Raw genomic sequence first — 19,466 nt, forward strand, 5'->3', positions numbered from 1 at the left:
ACGGCTCACTCGTCCTCGTTGCCGCCACGCGTGCAGGCCACGACACCGGCCACATCCGCGAACCGGGCGGTGAGGACGGCCGGGTCGCCGCGGCCCACCGCCGAGATCAGCACCTCCGCCGGATCCCCGGTGCCGCCCGCCCTCAGCATCTGGAGCCCCGCGACGGTGAACCCGGCCCGCTCGCACTGCTCCATGAGCTCCTGAAGCAGCCCGGGCCGCTGCTCGTACGCGATCCGGAAGGCCGACGCCACCGATCGCATGGCGGGCAGCCGGTGGGCTATCGGGCGGACCACGTAGGCGGCGACGAAGTACGCGGCGGTCGCCAGGACCGAGAGCAGCGGCAGGCCCGCAGCCGCGGCAGCGCCGACGGCCGCCGTCAGCCAGATCGTGGCCGCCGTGGTGAGGCCCTGGACGGAGCCCCGGTGCACGAAGATCACCCCGGCCCCGATGAAGCCGACCCCCGACACGATCTGCGCCGTCACACGGGACGGGTCGAGCTCGATGGTCCCGACGTGCAGGACATCGGCGAACCCGTACTTGCTGACCAGCGTGAACAGCGCCGCGCCGACGCCGACCGTGGTGTACGTCCGCAGCCCCGCGGCCTTCTGGCGGATCTCCCGCTCCAGGCCGATGGCCGCGGAGAGCAGGAACGCCAGGCCGAACTCGCCCGCCTGGAGCCAGCCCTGCCCACTCGGCTCCAACGCACCGGCCGCCAGCACCATCCCGTGCCCCTTCCCACGCCAACCGTACGAACAGGCTCCGCCTACCCGTACAGCCACATTCCATGGCGCCCCGCCCGCTCGGCTCAGCGGCAGCGGAGCGCGGCGTACAGGTCGAGCTTGTGCTCCAGGCGGGAGAGGTCGCGGCCGGTGAGGACCTCGATGCGCTGGATGCGGTAGTGGACGGTGTTGACGTGCAGGTGCAGGGCCTCGGCGGTGCGCGCCCAGGATCCGTTGTGGGCGAGGAAGGACTCCAGGGTCTCCCGGAGCATCTGCGAGGAGGTGTTGTCGTCGTCGGCCAGCGGACCCAGGACGCGGTCGTGGTAGGCGGCCCGGACATCGGCGGGGATGCCGGCGAGCAGCCCCTCCAGCGTGGTCAGGTCCTCCACGGAGCCCAGCCTCACCCCGTCGGGTGCCTTCGAACGGGCTGTGGCGAGGGCGTATCGGGCGCCGGTCAGGCTGGAGTTGAGCCGGTCCGGCGAGGTGACCTCGGCGCCGATGCCGCAGTGCAGCGGGACCAGGGGTGCGCAGGCGTGCACCACGGGCCACAACTCGCCCAGTTCTGCGGCCACTTCGGGCCCGCCCTGGACTACGGCCACCACCTCTCCGTGCGGGAGCCGGCCGAGGGCGAACGGCCGGCCGGAGGTGTGGCGCAGCGCCTCGGCGAGGGCGTCGGCCGCCGCGCCCTGGTCGGCGTCGGCCTTGGCGGCCGCGGTGACGACGTGGAACGGGCCGTCGTGGGACAGCCCGCAGGCGGTGAGCGCGCCGCGCAGCGCGGAGAGGTCGGGGGTCCGCGCGTCGATGAGCCGGACCAGGTCACCGGCCCGCCGCCGGGCCTCCTTCCTCGCCCGGTCCCGGGCGTACCGGTGGTCGGCGAACACGTCCGCCGTCTCGTGCAGGAGGCGGGGCGGGGCGGCAGCCGCGTCGGCGAGGTGCAGGTGCCAGCTGTCGTACGGCGAACTGTCGGTGTCTATCCGCAGGGTGAGGCCGTCGGGCGCCCGGCGCAGCAGCTCCCGGGCCCGCCGCGCGGGGATCTCGGGGGCCTTCGGGGTGCGAGCGACGGTGCGTCCGGTGGGTGTCAGTACGTAGCAGTCCGGGGCGCCGAGGTGGGCGAGCGCGCGGTCGAGCAGAACGTCGGGTTCCGCACCCGCCCGGACGAGGTCGCTGAGCTCGCTGCGGACGTTCTCCGGCAGGGCGTAGCGGTGCGAAGTGGGCCGCCTGCTGAGGTCGCCCCACTGGCGCAGATAGACGGCCTCGGTGATGGCCCGGAAGTTGGTGCGCGAGGGCACGGCGAGCAGCGCGATGCCGTTCTCGCGGCACGACCGGGTCAGCTCGTCGGGCACGGCACCGTGCGTCTCCTCGCCGGCCAGGAGCGCCGCCGCGCCCGCGGTCGCCAGCGCCGAGACGAATCGGCTGATTTTCTCCGTCCCGTTCCCGGGGCTCCACCACACCAGACCGCTGAGCACGACCTCGCCCGGCCGCAGAAAGCGGGTCGGGTCCTCCAGGTCGGTGGCGGTCACCCCGGTGATCTCCCGGACGAGCTGCTGCTCCTCGCCCCAGAGCAGTTCCAGGTCGAGCGATTCGAGACGCAGGAGGTCTTCGACGTGCATGAGTGGCTCCTTGGTGCGGATGCCGGGCCGCTGGCACCGGTTCTCGCATTCACCAGGTGAATATGAGTTTCTGCATCGTAGATGCAAGGTGAGCTGGCCGATACACCTCTTGTTTGATCCTCCAGAGATGACTCGGCCCGATGGTGGTTTTCCGCGTGACGCACCAGTCGCGCCGGACCCGGATACGTTGCTTCACTCACTCCTCGAACGGGCGGCGGACGACCGCGGTCCAGGGTGCGGATGCCCCCAGACCCTCAACTCCACTCCGCGCGGCGGGGGTTCCCGATGAGCGGGGCTTCAGAATGCCCCGGAAACACCGAAAGGCCGCATCGGAATGATTCCGATGCGGCCTTTGGCTACGACTCTCACGAGTCGGGACGACAGGATTTGAACCTGCGACCCCTTGACCCCCAGTCAAGTGCGCTACCAAGCTGCGCCACGTCCCGGTGCCCGCCTGACCTGGGGTTTCCCCCGGCCGTTCGTGCATGAGAACCATACCGCACTCTGGGACCGCGACAGGAACGGGGGACAATCGGCGCATGGAGAGTTTCGCGCACCGCGATCGTGATGCCGAGGGGCGGGCGCGCAACGCGCGGCCCCGGGACGGGCTCGGCCGGCCGCTGCCCTATGGCGCCGACGGCGTGGCCCGCCAGCCGGAGGGCGTGACCAGGTCCCCCGAGGAGACGGTGCGGGAGGCGCAGCGGCTGCTCGACGCGGGGATGCCGTTCCATGCGCACGAGGTATTCGAGGACGCGTGGAAGTCGGGCCCGGCCCAGGAGGAGCCGCTGTGGCGGGGGTTGGCTCAGCTCGCGGTGGGTCTGACGCATGCCGCGCGCGGCAACGCGAAGGGCGGGGCCTCGCTCCTCGATCGCGGCACGGGCTCGCTCGCCAAGTACGCGGCGCGCGACGGCGTACCGACCTACGGGATCGATCTGGCCGGGCTCGCCGTATGGGCACGCGAGCTGGCGGACCGGCTGCCGGGCCCGGTGGACGCGGCGGCCGAGGCGCCCCGGATCACCCGCTGAGCAGCACCACTTCGAGGGTGCGGGGGCCATGCACGCCCTCCACCCGGTCGAGTTCGATGTCGCTGGTGGCGGAGGGACCCGAGATCCAGGTCAGCGGGCGGCTCGGGTCGAGCCGGGACATGGCCTGCGGGACGGAGGCGACGACCTGGTCCGGGGCCCGTACGACGCAGATGTGGTGGTCCGGTACGAGGGAGATGCGGCGGCGCCCCTGGCCCGGGCCCGCGTCCAGGACGATGGTGCCGGTCTCGGCGATGGCCAGCGCGCAGCCGGTGACGACGCTGTCGACGGCGTCGAGTTCGGCCGCCGTGGAGTCCTGGGTGTCGTCGACGCGTACGGATGCGGCATGCGCCAGCCACTCCCGCGGCAGCCCGTCCGGCACCAGCACGCTCCCTGAGCCGCGCGCCATGAGCAGCTCGGCGATCAGTGGCCCCACCCCTGCCGCGTCCGTGCGGTGCACGACGGCGCGGTAGTCGGCGAGGTTCTCGTGCAGGAGGTCCAGTACGGCCGCCGGGTCGTCCGGGGTGTGGCTCGTCAGGTAGTCGCGGGAGACGGCGGGGGCCGCCGGGGCGTCGGCCACGGCGGCCCGGACGCGGGCCAGGATGCGGTCGCGTGAGCTCATGTGCGGTTCTTCTTCCACCAGTCACGGAAGGGTTCTTCGGGGAGTTCCGGCAGGTCGCGGCTGTCGGTCCAGGCCTTGGCGCCGGGCGGCCGCTTCGGATGCAGCGCGCGGGTCTTCGCGGCCGCCCGCTCCCCCGCCGCCATGACGGCGGGACGGTCCATGGCCCAACCGACGGCCTTCATCGCCGCCTTCTCCAGGCGGTGTCCCCGCCCGCCCTGGCCTGCGACCTTCTCGCGGAGGTGGACCAGGACTTCCGGGATGTCGATCGCCACCGGGCACACCTCGTAGCAGGCGCCGCACAGCGAGGAGGCGTACGGCAGCGAGGCGTCGATCTCGCTCGTCGTGCCGCGGAGTTGAGGGGTGAGGATGGCGCCGATCGGGCCCGGGTAGACCGAGCCGTACGCGTGGCCGCCGGCGCGTTCGTACACCGGGCACACGTTGAGGCAGGCCGAGCAGCGGATGCAGCGCAGCGCCTGACGGCCGATGTCGTCGGCCAGGGCGTCGGTGCGGCCGTTGTCGAGGAGTACGAGGTGGAAGGCCTGGGGGCCGTCGCCGTCGGCGGTGCCGGTCCACATGCTCGTGTACGGGTTCATCCTCTCGGCCGTCGACGAGCGCGGCAGGGTCTGGAGGAACACCTCCAGGTCCTGCCAGGTGGGGACGACCTTTTCGATGCCGACGACCGAGATCAGGGTCTCGGGGAGGGTCAGACACATGCGGCCGTTGCCCTCGGACTCGAAGACGACCAGGGTGCCCGTCTCGGCGACCATGAAGTTGGCGCCCGAGATCCCCACCTTCGCGCGCAGGAACTTCTCGCGCAGATGCAGCCGCGCCGCCTCGGCGAGGTCGGCGGGCGTGTCGGTGAGACCGTCGGGAGCGGGCCTGCCCCAACTGCCCATCTTTTTCAGGAAGATGTCGCGGATCTCGCCCCGGTTGCGGTGAATGGCCGGGACGAGGATGTGCGAGGGCCGGTCGTCGCCGAGCTGGACGATGAGCTCGGCGAGGTCGGTCTCGTAGGCGTGGATGCCTTCGGCGGCGAGCACCTCGTTGAGGCTGATCTCCTGGGTGGCCATGGATTTCACCTTGACCACCTCCGTCTCCCCGGTGGCCTTGATCAGGCCGGCGACGATCCGGTTGGCCTCGTCCGCGTCGGCGGCCCAGTGGACCACGCCCCCGGCCGCGGTGACCGACTCCTCCAACTGCACCAGATAGCGGTCGAGATGGCGGAGGGTGTGGTCCTTGATGCGCTTGCCGGCCTCGCGCAGCTGCTGCCAGTCGGCGAGCTCGGCGACCGCCTTGGCGCGCTTGTCGCGGATGGTGTGGGTGGCATGGCGCAGATTGCCGCGCAGGGTGGTGTCGCGTACGGCGTCGTGGGCTGCTCTGGGGAACGACGGCATTCCGACGAAGGTGCCGCTCATACGTGGGGCTCCGCTTCCGTGCTGAGAAGGATCTCGGCGATGTGCAGCGCCCGCAGCGGGGCGTCCCGCCGGTGGAGGATGCCGCCGATGTGCATCAGGCAGGAGTTGTCGGCGCCGCAGAGCACCTCGGCTCCGGTGGTGGCGGCGTTGCGTACCTTGTCGGTGCCCATCGCCGCGGAGACGTCGGGGTTCTTGACGGCGAAGGTGCCGCCGAAGCCGCAGCACTCCTCGGCGCCGGGCAGTTCGCGCAGCTCCAGGCCCTTGACCGCCTCAAGCAGCCTGCGCGGCCGGTCGCCGAGGCCGAGCATGCGCAGGCCGTGGCAGGAGGGGTGGTAGGTGACGGTGTGCGGGAAGTACGCGCCGACGTCGGTCACGCCGAGCACGTCGACGAGGAACTCGGTCAGCTCGTACATGCGCGGCACGAGAGATTCCGCGGCCTCGGCCAGGCCGGCGCCCCGCCCCTCCGCGGCGGCTCTGCGGGCGATGCGGGGATAGTTGTCGCGGACCATCGCCGCACACGAGCCGGAGGGGGTGACAATGTGGTCGTAGCTCTCGAAGACCCGGCCCATCCGGCGCACCAGGGGCTCGGTCTCGTGCCGGTAGCCCGTGTTGAACTGCGGCTGCCCACAGCACGTCTGCCCGGCCGGGAAGTCGACCTCGACCCCGAGCCGTTCGAGCAGCTTCACCGTCGCGATGCCGGTGGCCGGGTACACCGCGTCATTGACGCAGGTGACGAAGAGTGCGACTCGCATGGTCGGAGGATATGTCGCGCGAGTGGTTCAGGGTAGGACCGTGATCAGTGGAGATTACGGCCGAATCGGGGCATGTGTTCCGGAAGCCGTCCGTAGACATCGGACAACTCCCTTGTATTCAGAGGGAAGTTGATACGAGACTCACCACACCATCGGAAGTTCCTCCGGTGAGCGGTGGATCATCGTGGGGCGCATGACGACGGGTCTCTCCTCGGCCAGGCGCAGTCCCGGCAGCCGCGTCGTCAGCAGTTCCAGGGTGACCCGGAGCTGTTCGCGTGCCAGGGCTGCCCCCGGGCAGCCGTGCACGCCGTACCCGAAGGCGAGGTGGCGTGCGGGCGGGCGGGTGATGTCGAAGACGTCGGGGCGTTCGTGGCGGCTCGGGTCGCGGTTGGCGGATCCGTACGCCACGAACACCACCGCCCCGACAGGGAGTTCGGTGCCGGCCAGAACGACCGGGCGGGTCGTGATGCGGCGGAAGCCCTGGACCGGGCTGTCGTAGCGGGCTGCCTCCTCGACGGCGGCCGGGATCAACTCGGGCTTCTGGCAGAGGAGTTCCCACTGCGTGGGGTGGTGCATCAGGTGCAGCAGCGTCGAGCCGATCAGCGCGCTCGTGGTGAGGTGTCCGGCGAGCAGGAAGTTCTGCAGGTGGGCGACCATCTCGTGGCGCTCGTCCAGCGTGAGCTCGGTGGGCGACTCGCCACCCGGCGCGAGCGCGCTGATCAGCGAGGTGCACAGGTCGTCCTGGGGACGGGCGTGCCGTTCCCGTACGTAGGTGTCGAGGAGGTGCTGCATCTCGACGACGTCGCGGGCCGCCGCGAGCTGGTCCTTCTCGGACATCGGCCGGAAAAGGAGCTGCTCGGCGCGGTAGCCGCCGTGCACGACGAGCGGCACGTCCGCCTCGTCGAGGCCCACCAGGCGGCCGATCACCTGGCCGGGCAGCCTGAGCGCGAACTCCGCCATGAGGTCGGCCGAGCCGCGCTCCGCGAAGGCGTCGATCAGCGCGGTGGCGCGCTCCACGGCGTACGGCACGACCGCGGCGACGTGCGAGGGCGACAGGCCGTGCACGATCGGGGCGCGCAGCCGCTGGTGCTGGGCCCCGTCGGAGCTGACCACGACGGGGCGGCCGCCGAATCCTCGGCCCAGCTCGGCGAGCACCGTCGGCCCCGGCAGGACGTCGGGGCGCAGCACGTTGGCGGAGCTGAACGCCTCGGGGCGGCGCAGGACTTCGCGTACGTCCGCGTCCCGGGCCACCAGCCAGGCGTCGAGTTCCGGCACGAAGGTCAGGCCTTCTGCGTCCCGGGCCCGCGCATAGTGCGGATAGGGGTCGCGCTGCAGCGCGTCGAGCCGAGCGTGCTCATGCCTGTCCACAGGCCCATGGTCTACGACGTCCGGCCACATCGGAAGAGCGCCGCAGGGGCAGAACGGGGCGCTTTCGCCGCCGGGGCCTCGCCGGGGGCCCGGCGGCGAGCGCGTACACCTCAGGCGATCCGGTCGAGCACCCCGATGAGGCGGGTGACGGTCGCGGCCATCGCCTGACGGCCGACCGTCAGATAGGTGCGGGCGTCCACCGCTTCGGGGTGGGCGGCGAGATAGGCGCGGATCGCGTCGGTCATGGCGATGTTCAGCGCGGTGCCGATATTGACCTTGGCGATGCCGCCGGCCACCGCGGCCGACAGCGCGTCGTCGGGGACGCCGGAGGAGCCGTGCAGGACCAGCGGCACCCGCAGGGCGTCGTCGAGTCTGGCGAGGAGGGCGTGGTCCAGTTCGGCGGTGCGCGAGGTCATGGCGTGGACACTGCCGATGGCGACGGCGAGCGCGTCGACGCCCGACTCGGCGACGAACTGCCGTGCCTCGTCGGGGTCGGTGCGCGCGCCGGGCGCGTGCGCGTCCAGCGGGGCCCTGCCGTCCTTGCCGCCGACCTCCCCCAACTCTGCCTCGATCCAGAGCCCTTGGGTGTGCGCCCAATCGGCGGCGGCGCGCGTCGCGGCCAGGTTCTCCTCGTACGGCAGGTGGGCCGCGTCGTACATGGCGGAGCTGAAGCCGGCGTCGGCGGCCTGGCGCAGGAGTTCGTCCTGCTTCACGTGGTCGAGGTGGAGCGCGACCGGTACGGCGGCGGCTTCGGCGGCCGCGGCGGCGGCGCGGGCGAGCGGCAGGACCCGGCCGTAGCGGAACTTGACCACGTTCTCGCTGACCTGGAGGACGACCGGCGACTTGGCTGCCTCGGCGCCCGCGATGACGGCCTCGGCATGTTCCAGCGTGATGATGTTGAAGGCCGCGACGGCGCGGCGTTTGGCGGCGGCCTCGGCGACGAGTGTGCCGGTCCGGGCGAGTGGCATCAGTGCTTCCCCTTCACCTGTGTCACGTAGTCCTTCGCCTCTGTCATGTCATTCGGTGTCACGTGTTCGCGCCCGCTCACGCGCCGTCGAGGATGACCGAGCGGGTGAGGTGGCGCGGCCGGTCCGGGTCGAGTCCGCGGGCGGCCGCGACGGCGACGGCGAGGCGCTGGGCGCGGACGAGTTCGGCGAGCGGGTCGAGGCGGCCCTCGATCCACAGGGCGCCGGTGGCGGCCACCTGCTCGGCCAGTCCCTCGGGGGCTTCGCCGAACATCCAGGTGGCGGTCGTGGTGGTGGAGATGCTGATGGGACCGTGGCGGTACTCCATCGCCGGGTAGGCCTCGGTCCAGGACAGCGACGCCTCGCGCATCTTGAGGGCGGCTTCCTGGGCGAGGCCGTTGGTCCAGCCGCGGCCGAGGAAGCTGAACTGGGTCGATTCCACGAGGCCTTCGGGCAGCGGCTCGGCGAGCGCGGTGCGGGCGTCGGCGACGGCCTGCTCGGTGTGCAGCCCGAGGTGGGCGCGGAGCAGCGTGAACGCGGTGGTGGCGAAGCGGGTCTGGACGACCGACTCCTCGTCCGCGAAGTCGAGCACCACGATGTCGTCGGCGGCCCGCATCACCGGCGTGCTGGGGTCGGCCGTGATGGCGGTGGTACGGGTCCGGCCGCGGACCAGCGCGAGGAGGTCGAGCACCTCGGTGGTGGTGCCGGAGCGGGTCAGGGCGACGACCCGGTCGTAGCTGCGCGAGGCGGGGAATTCGGAGGCCGCGAAGGCGTCGGTCTCGCCGAGGCCCGCGCTCTCGCGGAGCGCGGCGACGGCCTGCGCCATGAAGAAGGAGGTGCCGCAGCCGACGACGGCGACGCGCTCGCCGGGGGCCGGCAGGGCGTCCTTGTGCTGGAGGGCCAGTTCGGCCGCCCGCTTCCAGCATTCGGGCTGACTGCTCAGTTCGTTCGCGACATGGCTCATGCCGGGCTCCCACCCTCTGGATCTGACACTCACTGGATCTGACGCGCACATGCTTGTTTCTGCAAAATATAGCTCGATTTCGAGCACAATCAAGCATCCAGCCGTGCGCTAAGGTCATTACGGACGGTTACCGGTACGAAGAATGGAGGGCGCGGATGTCTCGCGATGCCCGCTGGCAGGCGCTCCTCGAACTGCTTGTGGAGCAGGGCCGCCTGGACGTCGACGAGGCGGCGACCGCCCTCGGGGTCTCCGCCGCGACGATCCGCCGTGACTTCGACCAGCTCGCCGAGCAGCAGATGCTGGTGCGCACCCGGGGCGGCGCGCTCGTCCACGGCGTCTCCTACGAGCTGCCCCTGCGTTACAAGACGGCGCGCCAGGCCTCGGAGAAGCAGCGCATCGCGAAGGCGGTGGCGGACCTGGTCGCCCCGGGCGAGGCGGTCGGCCTGACCGGCGGCACCACGACGACGGAGGTCGCCCGCGCGCTGGCCGTTCGGCCCGAACTGGCCACCGGTTCACCGGCGTTGACGATTGTCACCAACGCGCTCAACATCGCGAACGAGCTCGCGGTGCGGCCCCAGTTCAAGATCGTGGTGACGGGCGGGGTGGCCCGCCCCCAGTCGTACGAGCTCACGGGCCCGCTCGCGGGCGGGGTGCTGAACCAGATCACGATGGATGTGGCGGTGCTCGGCGTCGGCGCGTTCGACGTGACGCATGGAGCCTCGGCGCACGACGAGGACGAGGCCGGTATCAACCGGCTGCTGTGCGAGCGCGCCGAGCGGGTGGTCGTGGCCGCGGACTCGACGAAGCTGGGCAAGCGGACGTTCGCCCGAATCTGCGCGACGAGCCAAGTGGGCACGCTGGTGACGGACACGGCGGTCCCGGAGGAGATGGTGACCGCGTTCACGGAGGCGGGGGTGACGGTGCTGGCGGTTTGAGCGGGCGACGGGGATGGCCTGACGGCCCATCAACTAGCGTTCGGGCGCGCCGAATTGTGCTGGTTGCCCGACAGGGGCGCGGGGGACTGCGCGACCAGCCACCGACGGTCCGCGGCCAAAGGGTGTCGACGCCGCCGGGCGTTCAGCGTGCGCCAGTCGGGCGCGGCAGCGCGGCGCGCCAGGCCGCCGGATGAGAAGCTCGCCGCGTCAGCCGATCCGCAGCGCCGGGAAGACGACCGAGTCCAGCAGCCCGAGCAGCGCGTCCTCCCCCTGGAAGCGGTCCTCGAAGAGCCGCTCGACACGCAGCATGCCCATGATCATGGGCGCGACGTACCCGATCGCCGGGTTGTCCGCAGCCACCTCGCCCCGCTCGGCCCCCCGCTGCAGCATCGCGTCCAACGCCGCGATCTCGGGGTTCAGAACGGTCTCGCGCAGGGCTTCGCGCAGGTCGGGATGCTTGATGTAGGCCTGGCCCACGGCCTCCATCAGCGCCGTGTCGGGCCCCTCGCGCCGCCCGACCAGCCGGGCCGCCTCACGCAGATCCCCGACGAGGGTGCCGGTGTCGATGCCGGTGAAGAACGAGCAGCGCTTCGCACCCAGCGCCGCCGTCACGAGCACCGGCTTGCTCTTCCACTGCCGGTACAGGGTGGCCTTGCCGCACTTGGTGCGCGCGGCAACGCCCTCCATGGTCACGGAGTCGTAGCCGCCCTCTCTCAGCATGTCGAGCACCGCGTCGTACAGCTCCAGCTCACGCTCGGGGCTGATCTTGCTGCGGCGGGCAGCGGCCGTGGCGGCCTGCGTCGACATCGTTCCCTCCGGAGAAAAACAAGGGGTGCTCCTGCACGTACGAGAGTAGGCTCCGCTCAATCGAGACGCAAACGTATCGAGACGTTTGCGTCTCGATGAGTTTCGATCTAGCCTTCCTACGTTTGCTTGTCTTTTTTCCATGTATCGATCCAGGTTCAAAGGGGCCGGAGAATGTTTGCCGGTATAACCACGGGGACGCGTCGCCAGACCCGTCCCGCCGGACCGGAGACGACCGCTTCCCGGCCGCCCCTGGTGCGCGAGTTGCTGCTCGTGACCGCGCTCTTCCTCGTCTACAAGTTCGGCCGCCGGCTGGCGAACGGGCACGAGGCGAGCGCCTTCGACAACGCCGACCGCGTGTGGAGCTGGGAGCGCGCGCTGCACCTGCCCGGCGAGGGCTCCGTGCAGCACCTGCTGCTGCACGGCGACACCCTCGTCAAGGCGGCCAACACCTTCTACGCGACGGTCCACTTCCCGGCCACGGTGGCCTTCCTGGTCTATCTGTATCTGCGCCGCCCGGGCCACTACCTGTGGTCGCGCCGGGTGCTCGCCGGGCTCACCGCCGCCGCCCTGGTGCTGCACATCACGGTCCCGCTCGCCCCGCCGCGCATGCTCACGACGGCGGGTCTCGTCGACACCGCACAGGTCTACGGGCCCTCCGTTTACGCCGCGACGCCGGACAACGACGCCATGGCGAACCAGTTCGCCGCGATGCCCTCGCTGCACTTCGGCTGGGCGCTGATGGTCGCGATCGGTCTGATCGTGGCGACCCGGAGCCGCTGGCGCTGGCTGTGGCTGCTGCACCCCGCGCTCACCCTGCTCGTGGTCGTCGGCACCGCGAACCACTACTGGCTGGACGCGATCGTGGCCACCGCACTCCTGGGGGCGGTCCTCTACTTCGTACCGGCGCCGAAACGGCTCACAAGGTTGCCTGCGGCATCCAAGGCGGCCCAGCAGGCACCCGCCGCTGTGCCCGCCCTCGCGTCCCAGCAGGCCCCCACTCCCCCGCGCGCATCAGCATCTGCGCCCCAGCTCTCCGAGGCCGTGCGATGAACGAATCCGCGCTGCTCGCCATCCTGCTCTCGCTCGCCTCGGCCGCCGGCTACGCGCTGGCCGCCGTCGGCCAGTCCCGGCTCGCCGCTCAAGGTGGCGGCGGAATCGGCCAGTTGCTCACCCGCCCGCTGTGGTGGTGGGCGGTCGGCCTCAACGCGGCCGGCGCCCTCATGCACGTGGCCGCGCTCCACTACGGCCCGCTCACCCTGGTCCAGCCGCTCGGCGCGCTCACCCTGGTCGCCGCGCTGCCGCTCTCCGCGTACTACGAGCGGCGCCGCGTCACCCGGCGCGAATGGCGCGGCGCGGCCTGGACGCTGGCCGGGCTCACCGGTCTGATCGCGGTCACCGGTCCCGCGAGCCCCGGCGACGCGCTCAGCCTGCGCGAGGCGCTCGCGATCGCCGCGGCCACCGCGCTGCTGCTCGCCTTCCTCGTACGGGCCGGGGCGCACTCCGCACGCGGCGGCGGCCTCGGCCATGCCACCGCGTCCGGCGTCGCCTCGGGTGTCGCGTCCGCGCTGACCCAGACCGTCACCGCCTCCCTGGCCCGCGAACTGCCCGGGGGCCCGCTCAACTGGTGGCAGACCGCCCTGCTCGCGGTGCTCGTCGCGACCTTCGCGGTCGGCGGGCTCCTGCTTTCGCAGGCGGCCTACCGCGGTGGCCTCGCCGCCCCGCTGGCCGTGGTCAACCTCGCCAACCCGGCGGCGGCCGCGGTGATCGGTGTCGCGCTGCTCGGCGAGAGCTTCCACGGCGGGCCGCTCGGCTGGCTGATCGCCGCCGCGTCGGCGGGTGTCGCGGCCCGCGGCGTGATCATGCTGACCGGCGCCACGCCCGCGGACCTCCCCGCGCCCGTGCCCGCGACCCTGCCCACCGACCTGTCAGCCCCCGAGCCGGCCGTCCGCATCACCGCCTGAGCCACACGCCTCAGACATCCAGAGTGATCGCGTTCTTTGCACGCTCCACGGATTCCTCGGCGGCCGGTCCGCCGGGGTTCTCCGTCGCCAGTGCCTGGTTGGCCTCGACGAAGGGCCGCAGGCGCGCCTCGTACTCCTCGAAGGCCGCACGGTGCTCACCGCCCGTGCGGCCGAGCGCGTCCGCGAGGACGTACGCACCGACCAGCGCGAGGCTGGTGCCCTGGCCGGAGAGCGGCGAGGCGCAGTACCCGGCGTCGCCGAGCAGCACGGCCCGCCCGCGCGACCAGTGGTCGAGCCGGATCTGGGCCATCGCGTCGCAGTAGAAATCGGGCGCCTCCCAGAGCGCCTTCTGGAGCCGCGGCGTCTCCCAGCGCAGCGCGCCCATCCGCTCGGCGACCTCCCGCTTCAGCGCTTCGGGGTCCCGGTTCGCGGGGTCGAACGGGCCGGACGCGAAGCCGAAGGCGACCCTCAACTCGCTGTTGTCGCGCACCGGATAGATCCCATAGCCCGCGTCGCCGTCGCGCTGCCAGAGCTGCCAGTTGTCCAGGCCGAGGAAGTTCTCCGCGCTGAAGATCGCGAGATGCGTGCCGAGGTGGTACAGGAAGTCCGCCTCGGGCTCGAAGACGAGCCCGCGCACAGCCGAGTGGAGCCCGTCGGCCCCCACCACGAGGTCGAACGGGCGGGACGCGCCGTGCTCGAACTCGACGCCCACGCCGTCCTGGTCCTGGTCCAGCGCGGTGACGCGGTCCCCGTAGATGAACTCGGCCTGTTCCTGGGCGAGTTGCTCCAGCATGCCGATGAGGTCCTCACGCAGCAGCTCGACGTCGCCGCTGTCGAGGCGGCCGCTGCTGAAGGTGGCCTCGGTGGACCGGTGGAGCTCATTGCCGTCGGCGTCCAGCACGGACATGCCCCGCATCCGGGTGGCCGCCGTACGCACCGGGCCGAGCAGCCCCATCCGCTCCACGACGTCGAGCGCCACTCCCCTGATGTCGACGGCCTGGCCTCCCGGCCGCAGCCCCGGGGCGCGCTCGACGACGGTCGGCTCGAAGCCGCCCCGGCTCAGCCAGTACGCGAGCGCGCAGCCGGCGACTCCGGCGCCGGAGATGAGGACGGTCTTCATGGCGGACTCCTTGATGGGCGCGATGAGGGAGATGGGACTACGAATACGACGTACGCGTCGTGAATGTACGGCGTACTCACACGTCTGCCAACTGGCCTTTTATCACAGCTGGACTAGGACAGAAGGCGCCCCAGACCGCCTCCCCGCTGCTAGCCTCTGCACTAGTACAGGCAGCATGGCCGCCCAAAAACTTCGCGGCCGCCGAGGGGAAGGACGTACAGGCATGGCCGTGCAGAGCGAACCGCCCTACCTGCGGATCGCCGCCGAGATCCGGCGGCGCATCACGAGCGGCGAGCTCGCGCCGGGCGACCGGGTGCCCTCGACCCGGGGGATCGTCAAGGAGTGGGGCGTCGCGCTCGCGACGGCCACCAAGGTGCTCACCACCCTGCGGCTCGAAGGGTTCGTGGAGACACTCCCCCGGGTCGGCACCGTGGTGAGCGACCGCGCCCCGGCGCCGCCGGTGAGGGCGCGTACACACCCCGAGCACGATCTGACGCGCGAGCGGATCGTGCGGGCCGCCATGGGCATCGCCGACACCGAGGGCCTGGCCGCGCTGTCGATGCGCGGGGTGGCGGCCCGGCTCGGGGTCGCCGTGATGTCGCCGTACCGGCATGTCGGCAGCAAGGACGACCTGGTGCTCCTGATGGCCGACGCGGCGTTCGGCGAGGCCCGCTATCCGGCCGTGCCGCCGGACGGCTGGCGGGCCCGGCTCGAACTCGGCGGCCGGACGCTCTGGTCACTCTTCCGCAAGCACCCGTGGCTGGCTCAACTCGCCCCGCTCACCCGCCCGTTGCTGCTTCCCAACCTCATGACGCACGCCGAGTGGGCGCTGTCCGCACTCGATGGCCACGGGCTCGACCCGGTCACCATGATGGACGTGCACGTGCTCCTGTACGGCTATGTGCAGGGGCTCGCGGTCGGCCTGGAGCAGGAGGCGCAGGCCGCGGCCACCACCGGGGTGAGCGAGGACGGGTGGATGGAGCAGCAGGCCGCGGCGCTCAACTCCCTTGTGGCATCCGGGAGATACCCGGTCTTCAGCCGGGTCACGGAGGCGCTGGCGGACGGGTACGAGCTGCGCTTCGACGAGCTCTTCGAGTTCGGGCTCGGCCCGCTCCTTGACGGCTTCGCGACCGTGATCGAGGGCGGCCGGCCCGGGCCGGCCGCCCTCGCGACGCCCGTCAGGCGTTGACGTCCACGACGGTACGGCCGCGCACCTGACCGGCCAGGATGCGCCCCGCGACGGAGGGCACCTCGTCGAGACCGACGACGGCGGTCATCCTCTCCAGGCTCGCCGGATCCAGATCGCGAGCAAGGCGTTCGTACGCCCTGATCCGGCGCTCCATCGGTGCCTGTACGGAGTCGATGCCGGCCAGCGTCACCCCGCGCAGGATGAACGGCAGGACGGTGCCCGGCAGGTCGGCGCCCTGGGCGAGGCCGCAGCTGGTGACGGCGCCGCCGTAGCGGGTGCCCGCGAGGACGTTGACCAGGGTGTGGCTGCCCACCGAGTCGACCGCCCCGGCCCAGCGCTCCTTGCCGAGTGGGCGGCCGGGCTCGGAGAGTTCGGCACGGTCGATGATCTCGGCGGCGCCGAGTTCGTGCAGGTAGCCGGCCTCGGCGGGCCGCCCGGTGGAGGCGAGCACCCGGTAGCCGAGCCTCGCTAGGAGCGCCACGGCGACCGAGCCGACCCCGCCCGCGGCGCCCGTGACGAGCACGTCGCCGCTCGCCGGGGTGAGGCCCGCGTCTTCGAGGGCGAGCACGCTGAGCATCGCGGTGTATCCGGCGGTGCCGATCGCCGCCGCCTGCCGGGTGGTGAGCCCGGCCGGCAGCGGGACCAGCCAGTCGCCGCTGACCCGGGCCTTCTGCGCGAAGCCGCCGTCGTGCCGCTCACCGACGCCGTAGCCGTTGAGCACCACCTTGTCGCCGGGTGCGAACGAGGCGTGGGTGGACGACTCGACGGTGCCCGCGAAGTCGATGCCGGGCACCAGCGGATACGTCCGCACGATGCCCTTGTCGGCGAGCGCGAGGCCGTCCTTGTAGTTCACGGTCGAGTAGTCCACGGCGACGGTCACATCGCCCTCGTGGAGTTCGTTCTCCTCCAGCGTGACGGTGTCGACCCGGTGGCCCTGCTCGTCCCTGGTCACACGGATGGCGCGGAATGACATCGAATCGATCTCCTGGCGGTCGGGTGCCTGTTCAGCCGTACGTCGATCTTGCCCCAGCCTCCCCTCCGCACGTGCGGAGGGGCCGCACCGGACGGCTCACGGCACGGCCCCCGACCCGGTGGCGGACGATCAGGTCACGCGATCTCGACGGAGAAGCCGTGGCCGGTCGACTGCGACGGCGTCTTCACCTCCGTCACGCCGGTCGCGGCATCGACGTACCAGCCCGAGCCCGCCGCGGCGAGCTCCGCCGCGGAGCCGTACCGGTGCAGCCGGTTCCCACCGAGGGCGACGACCGAGGGAGCCGCCTTGGTGTGGACGGTGAGGCGGTACGAGCGGGTGGACGGCTTGCCCTGGTAACTGCCGACGCTGGCACCGACGTTGACGACCGAGGCACGCCCGGCCGAGGTGACCTGGACCCGCTGGGTGGCCGAAGCGCCCTGGGCGAACTGCCGGGTGACGCCGTCGTCCTCGTACAGCGTGTAGGAGGACGTGCCGAGCTGCGGGTAGATGTCGTAGTCGAGCTCGCCCTTGTCCCTGGTCTGCCAGGACGTGGTGCCCTTGGGCCACATCGGCACGATCGAGCCGCCCTTCACGAACAGCGGGAGGGTGTCGAGCGGGGCCGCGTAATTGTCGATGGTCGTGGGGCCCTGGTAGGTCTTGCCGGTCCAGTAGTCGGTCCAGGTGCCCTTGGGCAGATAGATGCCGTTGCGGACGCTGGTGTCGCTGTAGACGGGGGCGACCAGGAAGTCGGGCCCGGCCAGGAACTCGTACTTGGCGTTCGCGCCGAGGGTGCCCGGGTCGTCCGGGTACTCCAGGGAGAGCGGGCGGACCGCGCCGACGCCGGTCTTCGTGGCGTCCTTGGAGAGCCCGTACATGTACGGGATGAGCCGCTCCTTCAGCTGGAGGTACTTGCGGTTGATGGAGGCGTACGGCTCGCCGTCGAGCCAGGGCTGCTGGTCGGCGGCCTTGCCGGTGGTGAGGTCCTTGGCCCAGCCGTCCATCGTCATGATGGCGGGCAGGAACGCCTTCCACTGGAGGTCGCGGGTGTACATCTTCGGGTCGTGGCCGAAGATGCTGCCGACGTCGCCCGTGTTGTACGCGATGCCGGAGAGCGTGGCGCCCGCGTAGGTGGGGATCTGCCAGCGCAGGTAGTCCCAGCTGAGCTTCTGGTCGCCGCTCCACAGGACGCCGCAGCGCTGTGCGCCGGACCAGGAGACGGGCAGCCACACGAAGCCGCGCGCGTCGCTGTTGTCCTCGATGCCGGCCTTCGCCTGGTCGCAGGCGTTCAGGGCGAAGCCGTAGCCGTTGCCGACCCAGGCCACGTCGAGTTTCGCGACCCGCTGGCCCGCCTTGACCTGGTCGGCGAGCTTGTCGAGGCCGTCCTGGGTCCACAGGCCGAGCTGGGCGTTGTGCGCCTGGAGGCCCTTGCCGGTCTCGGCGAGGTTCTCGTAGCCGCAGCCGTAGCCGTCGTTGACGAGCATCCAGCCGAGCGGCATCTGGTTCTGCGTGTAGCCGTCGGCGACCTTGAGCGCGTCCAGGGTGTGCCGCTCGCCCCGGTTGGCGTTGTGCAGATAGCAGTCGGAGTCGCCCGGTTCGAGTCCGTACACCGGCGGCATGAACGGCTTGCCGACCAGCGAGGTGTACTTGCCGATCACGGATTTCACGTCGCCGGTGAAGTAGTAGGCGTCCAGACGCCGTTCCTGCTGTCCGGTGCGCACCCGCGGCCCGAAGTCGTACACGCCCGGCGTGAAGGTGTTGCGGAACACGCCGTATCCGGCGGAGGAGATGTAGAAGGGCTGGGAGTTGTTCCAGCCGCCCTCGTTCCAGTTGGTGTTGTTGCCCACGTTCATCACTTGGTCGCGGTGCGAGAAGCTTCCGTTCTGCTCGCCGCCGCCGAAGAACTGCTCGTCGGCGCCGCGGGTCAGGCTCTGCCGCATGCCGCCGGAGGTCCAACGCAGCGGGTCGGCCTCGGACCAGATCACGGTCTTGTCGTCGCCCTTGTAGAGGGCGAAGCGGAGCGGCTTCTTGTAGACGCGCAGGACGACGTCCTTGCTACGCACCCCGTAATAGGCGCCCGCGTCGAAGGACCTGGTGTCCCTCTGCGGCTTCGGCTCCGTCTGGATCATGCGGCTGCCGGGCGGGTCGGTGAAGGTCCCGTCCGGGGCGGCGCGCAGCCGCAGCGTGTCGTCGGCGAGGAAGTCGGCGCGAGCCTTGAGCGCCCCCGCGGCGATGTCGTAGGTGCCGTCCTTGCCGCCGAAGGACGTGAGGTTCCCGGCGTCGGCCGGCTCCGGCAGATACGCCTTGCCCGTGAACGAGTTGTGGTGCACGTCGTACGGGACGACGACCACGTGGTACGTGCCCGACGCCTTGGGGATGACGGTCGCCTCGGGGTCGGCGGTGCCCGCGCTGGAGGCGACCTGCTTACCCGCGTCGTCGTAGATGTACAAGTCGAAGTCGTCGGTGGGGGTGGCCCATTGGATGGACACGGGCACACCGCCCTCCGGGTTGTCGTCCCACTGGCCGGCCGGGGGCTTCACGGTCAGGTCGAAGCGGGCACAGACGGCGCCGTCCGGGTCCTGCGCGGGCGGCGGGCACTTGTCGGGCGAGCCGACCGTGCCCTTCTCGTAGACCGGGCTCTGCCAGGTCAGGGACTTCGTGCCGCTGTCCAGGACGCCGCCGGGCGGCGTCGCGGCCTCGGCGTGGGCGGCGGGGACGGCCAGGGCGGTGAGGCCGAGCGCGAGCGCCGCGAACACGGCGACGGCGGGCCTTCGGGGCGGGTGGGAGCGATGCCAGGGGGTCCGCAAGGGTTCGTTCTCCGTTCGTACCGAGCAACAGCCGGGCGCGGCGTGCGCGTTCATGCTTGGAACAGTGGAGTTTCGAGCATCAAGATTCACCGTGGGCCGGGTACATGTCAACGCCTGGGGCGCTTGAGGTGCTCAACCGTCCTACAGAAAGAGCAGTTTCGCGACACGGCCGACGCGAGGACGGCGCAGAACCGGCCGATCACAACCCGCGCCCGAGCAGGCGCTGACACCTCGCCACAC

At 71.4% G+C, this 19,466-nt stretch carries 17 protein-coding genes and 1 tRNA gene; 5 read left to right on the plus strand and 13 right to left on the minus strand.

From position 1 onward, the window contains the following. Positions 1-5: 5 nt before the first annotated feature. The 3 genes from ACSHXC_RS03525 to ACSHXC_RS03535 form a co-directional block, all read right to left on the minus strand. The gene (locus tag ACSHXC_RS03525) at positions 6-722 is read right to left on the minus strand and encodes an MgtC/SapB family protein (RefSeq protein ID WP_438290111.1); all 717 of its coding nucleotides are present in this window, start codon (positions 720-722) and stop codon (positions 6-8) included. A gap of 83 nt (positions 723-805) precedes the next feature. Continuing rightward, positions 806-2,329 carry a helix-turn-helix domain-containing protein gene (locus ACSHXC_RS03530; protein ID WP_438290112.1) on the minus strand — a complete coding sequence of 508 codons (1,524 nt, stop codon included), beginning with the start codon at positions 2,327-2,329 and terminating at the stop codon, positions 806-808. 372 nt (positions 2,330-2,701) lie between these two features. After that, positions 2,702-2,775 (minus strand) — tRNA-Pro (locus ACSHXC_RS03535). A 93-nt stretch (positions 2,776-2,868) separates the two neighbouring features. On the opposite strand from ACSHXC_RS03535, the gene ACSHXC_RS03540 reads away from it, so the two are divergent. Further along, positions 2,869-3,354 (plus strand): DUF309 domain-containing protein, encoded by a 486-nt coding sequence (locus tag ACSHXC_RS03540; protein WP_438290113.1) that lies wholly within the window; start codon positions 2,869-2,871, stop codon positions 3,352-3,354. Here the strand turns inward: ACSHXC_RS03540 and ACSHXC_RS03545 are convergent. From ACSHXC_RS03545 to ACSHXC_RS03570, 6 genes are all read right to left on the minus strand, one after another. Further along, positions 3,344-3,973, minus strand: a complete 630-nt coding sequence (locus tag ACSHXC_RS03545) for a LutC/YkgG family protein (RefSeq protein ID WP_438290114.1) — start codon at positions 3,971-3,973, stop codon at positions 3,344-3,346. The two genes, ACSHXC_RS03540 and ACSHXC_RS03545, sit on opposite strands and share 11 nt — an antisense overlap. After that, on the minus strand, positions 3,970-5,388 hold the full coding sequence (locus ACSHXC_RS03550) for a LutB/LldF family L-lactate oxidation iron-sulfur protein (RefSeq protein ID WP_438290115.1): 1,419 nt from the start codon (positions 5,386-5,388) through the stop codon (positions 3,970-3,972). The genes ACSHXC_RS03545 and ACSHXC_RS03550 overlap by 4 nt, the downstream gene beginning before the upstream one ends. Beyond that, on the minus strand, positions 5,385-6,140 hold the full coding sequence (locus ACSHXC_RS03555) for a (Fe-S)-binding protein (protein ID WP_438290116.1): 756 nt from the start codon (positions 6,138-6,140) through the stop codon (positions 5,385-5,387). Before ACSHXC_RS03555 ends, ACSHXC_RS03550 begins: the two co-directional genes overlap by 4 nt. 141 nt (positions 6,141-6,281) lie before the next feature. Then, positions 6,282-7,508 (minus strand): cytochrome P450, encoded by a 1,227-nt coding sequence (locus ACSHXC_RS03560; protein WP_438290117.1) that lies wholly within the window; start codon positions 7,506-7,508, stop codon positions 6,282-6,284. 110 nt (positions 7,509-7,618) lie between these two features. Then, positions 7,619-8,476: a class II fructose-bisphosphate aldolase gene (locus tag ACSHXC_RS03565; RefSeq protein ID WP_438290118.1), complete on the minus strand. Its 858-nt coding sequence runs from the start codon at positions 8,474-8,476 to the stop codon at positions 7,619-7,621. 76 nt (positions 8,477-8,552) lie between these two features. Beyond that, on the minus strand, positions 8,553-9,437 hold the full coding sequence (locus ACSHXC_RS03570) for an SIS domain-containing protein (RefSeq protein WP_438290119.1): 885 nt from the start codon (positions 9,435-9,437) through the stop codon (positions 8,553-8,555). A 155-nt stretch (positions 9,438-9,592) separates the two neighbouring features. Between ACSHXC_RS03570 and ACSHXC_RS03575 the strand changes: the two genes are divergently transcribed. Continuing rightward, a complete protein-coding gene (locus ACSHXC_RS03575; protein WP_399482320.1) occupies positions 9,593-10,372 on the plus strand; it encodes a DeoR/GlpR family DNA-binding transcription regulator in 780 nt (259 codons plus the stop codon). Positions 10,373-10,579: 207 nt separating this feature from the next. Here the strand turns inward: ACSHXC_RS03575 and ACSHXC_RS03580 are convergent, their stop codons facing one another. Then, entirely contained in the window at positions 10,580-11,179 is a 600-nt protein-coding gene (locus ACSHXC_RS03580; RefSeq protein ID WP_438290120.1) for a TetR/AcrR family transcriptional regulator, read from the minus strand. A 171-nt stretch (positions 11,180-11,350) separates the two neighbouring features. Between ACSHXC_RS03580 and ACSHXC_RS03585 the strand changes: the two genes are divergently transcribed. Together ACSHXC_RS03585 and ACSHXC_RS03590 are read left to right on the plus strand one after the other, a co-directional pair. Beyond that, the gene (locus ACSHXC_RS03585; RefSeq protein WP_438290121.1) at positions 11,351-12,229 is read left to right on the plus strand and encodes a phosphatase PAP2 family protein; all 879 of its coding nucleotides are present in this window, start codon (positions 11,351-11,353) and stop codon (positions 12,227-12,229) included. Continuing rightward, positions 12,226-13,140 (plus strand): DMT family transporter, encoded by a 915-nt coding sequence (locus ACSHXC_RS03590; RefSeq protein ID WP_438290122.1) that lies wholly within the window; start codon positions 12,226-12,228, stop codon positions 13,138-13,140. The genes ACSHXC_RS03585 and ACSHXC_RS03590 overlap by 4 nt, the downstream gene beginning before the upstream one ends. A gap of 10 nt (positions 13,141-13,150) precedes the next feature. Here ACSHXC_RS03590 and ACSHXC_RS03595 read toward each other — a convergent pair whose 3' ends face one another. Next, positions 13,151-14,260, minus strand: a complete 1,110-nt coding sequence (locus ACSHXC_RS03595; protein ID WP_438290123.1) for an FAD-dependent monooxygenase — start codon at positions 14,258-14,260, stop codon at positions 13,151-13,153. Between the two features lie 223 nt (positions 14,261-14,483). Here ACSHXC_RS03595 and ACSHXC_RS03600 point away from each other — a divergent pair, with 223 nt between their 5' ends. Then, positions 14,484-15,449 carry a TetR/AcrR family transcriptional regulator C-terminal domain-containing protein gene (locus tag ACSHXC_RS03600; protein WP_438290124.1) on the plus strand — a complete coding sequence of 322 codons (966 nt, stop codon included), beginning with the start codon at positions 14,484-14,486 and terminating at the stop codon, positions 15,447-15,449. Here the strand turns inward: ACSHXC_RS03600 and acuI are convergent. Together acuI and ACSHXC_RS03610 are read right to left on the minus strand one after the other, a co-directional pair. Continuing rightward, positions 15,439-16,422: an acrylyl-CoA reductase (NADPH) gene (gene acuI, locus ACSHXC_RS03605; RefSeq protein ID WP_438290125.1), complete on the minus strand. Its 984-nt coding sequence runs from the start codon at positions 16,420-16,422 to the stop codon at positions 15,439-15,441. The genes ACSHXC_RS03600 and acuI overlap by 11 nt on opposite strands. Before the next feature lie 134 nt (positions 16,423-16,556). Next, positions 16,557-18,749: a TIM-barrel domain-containing protein gene (locus tag ACSHXC_RS03610; protein WP_438296416.1), complete on the minus strand. Its 2,193-nt coding sequence runs from the start codon at positions 18,747-18,749 to the stop codon at positions 16,557-16,559. Between the last annotated feature and the right edge of the window lie 717 nt (positions 18,750-19,466).

It is taken from the genome of Streptomyces sp. HUAS TT7 (genome assembly GCF_051550175.1).
Classification (GTDB): Bacteria; Actinomycetota; Actinomycetes; order Streptomycetales; family Streptomycetaceae; genus Streptomyces.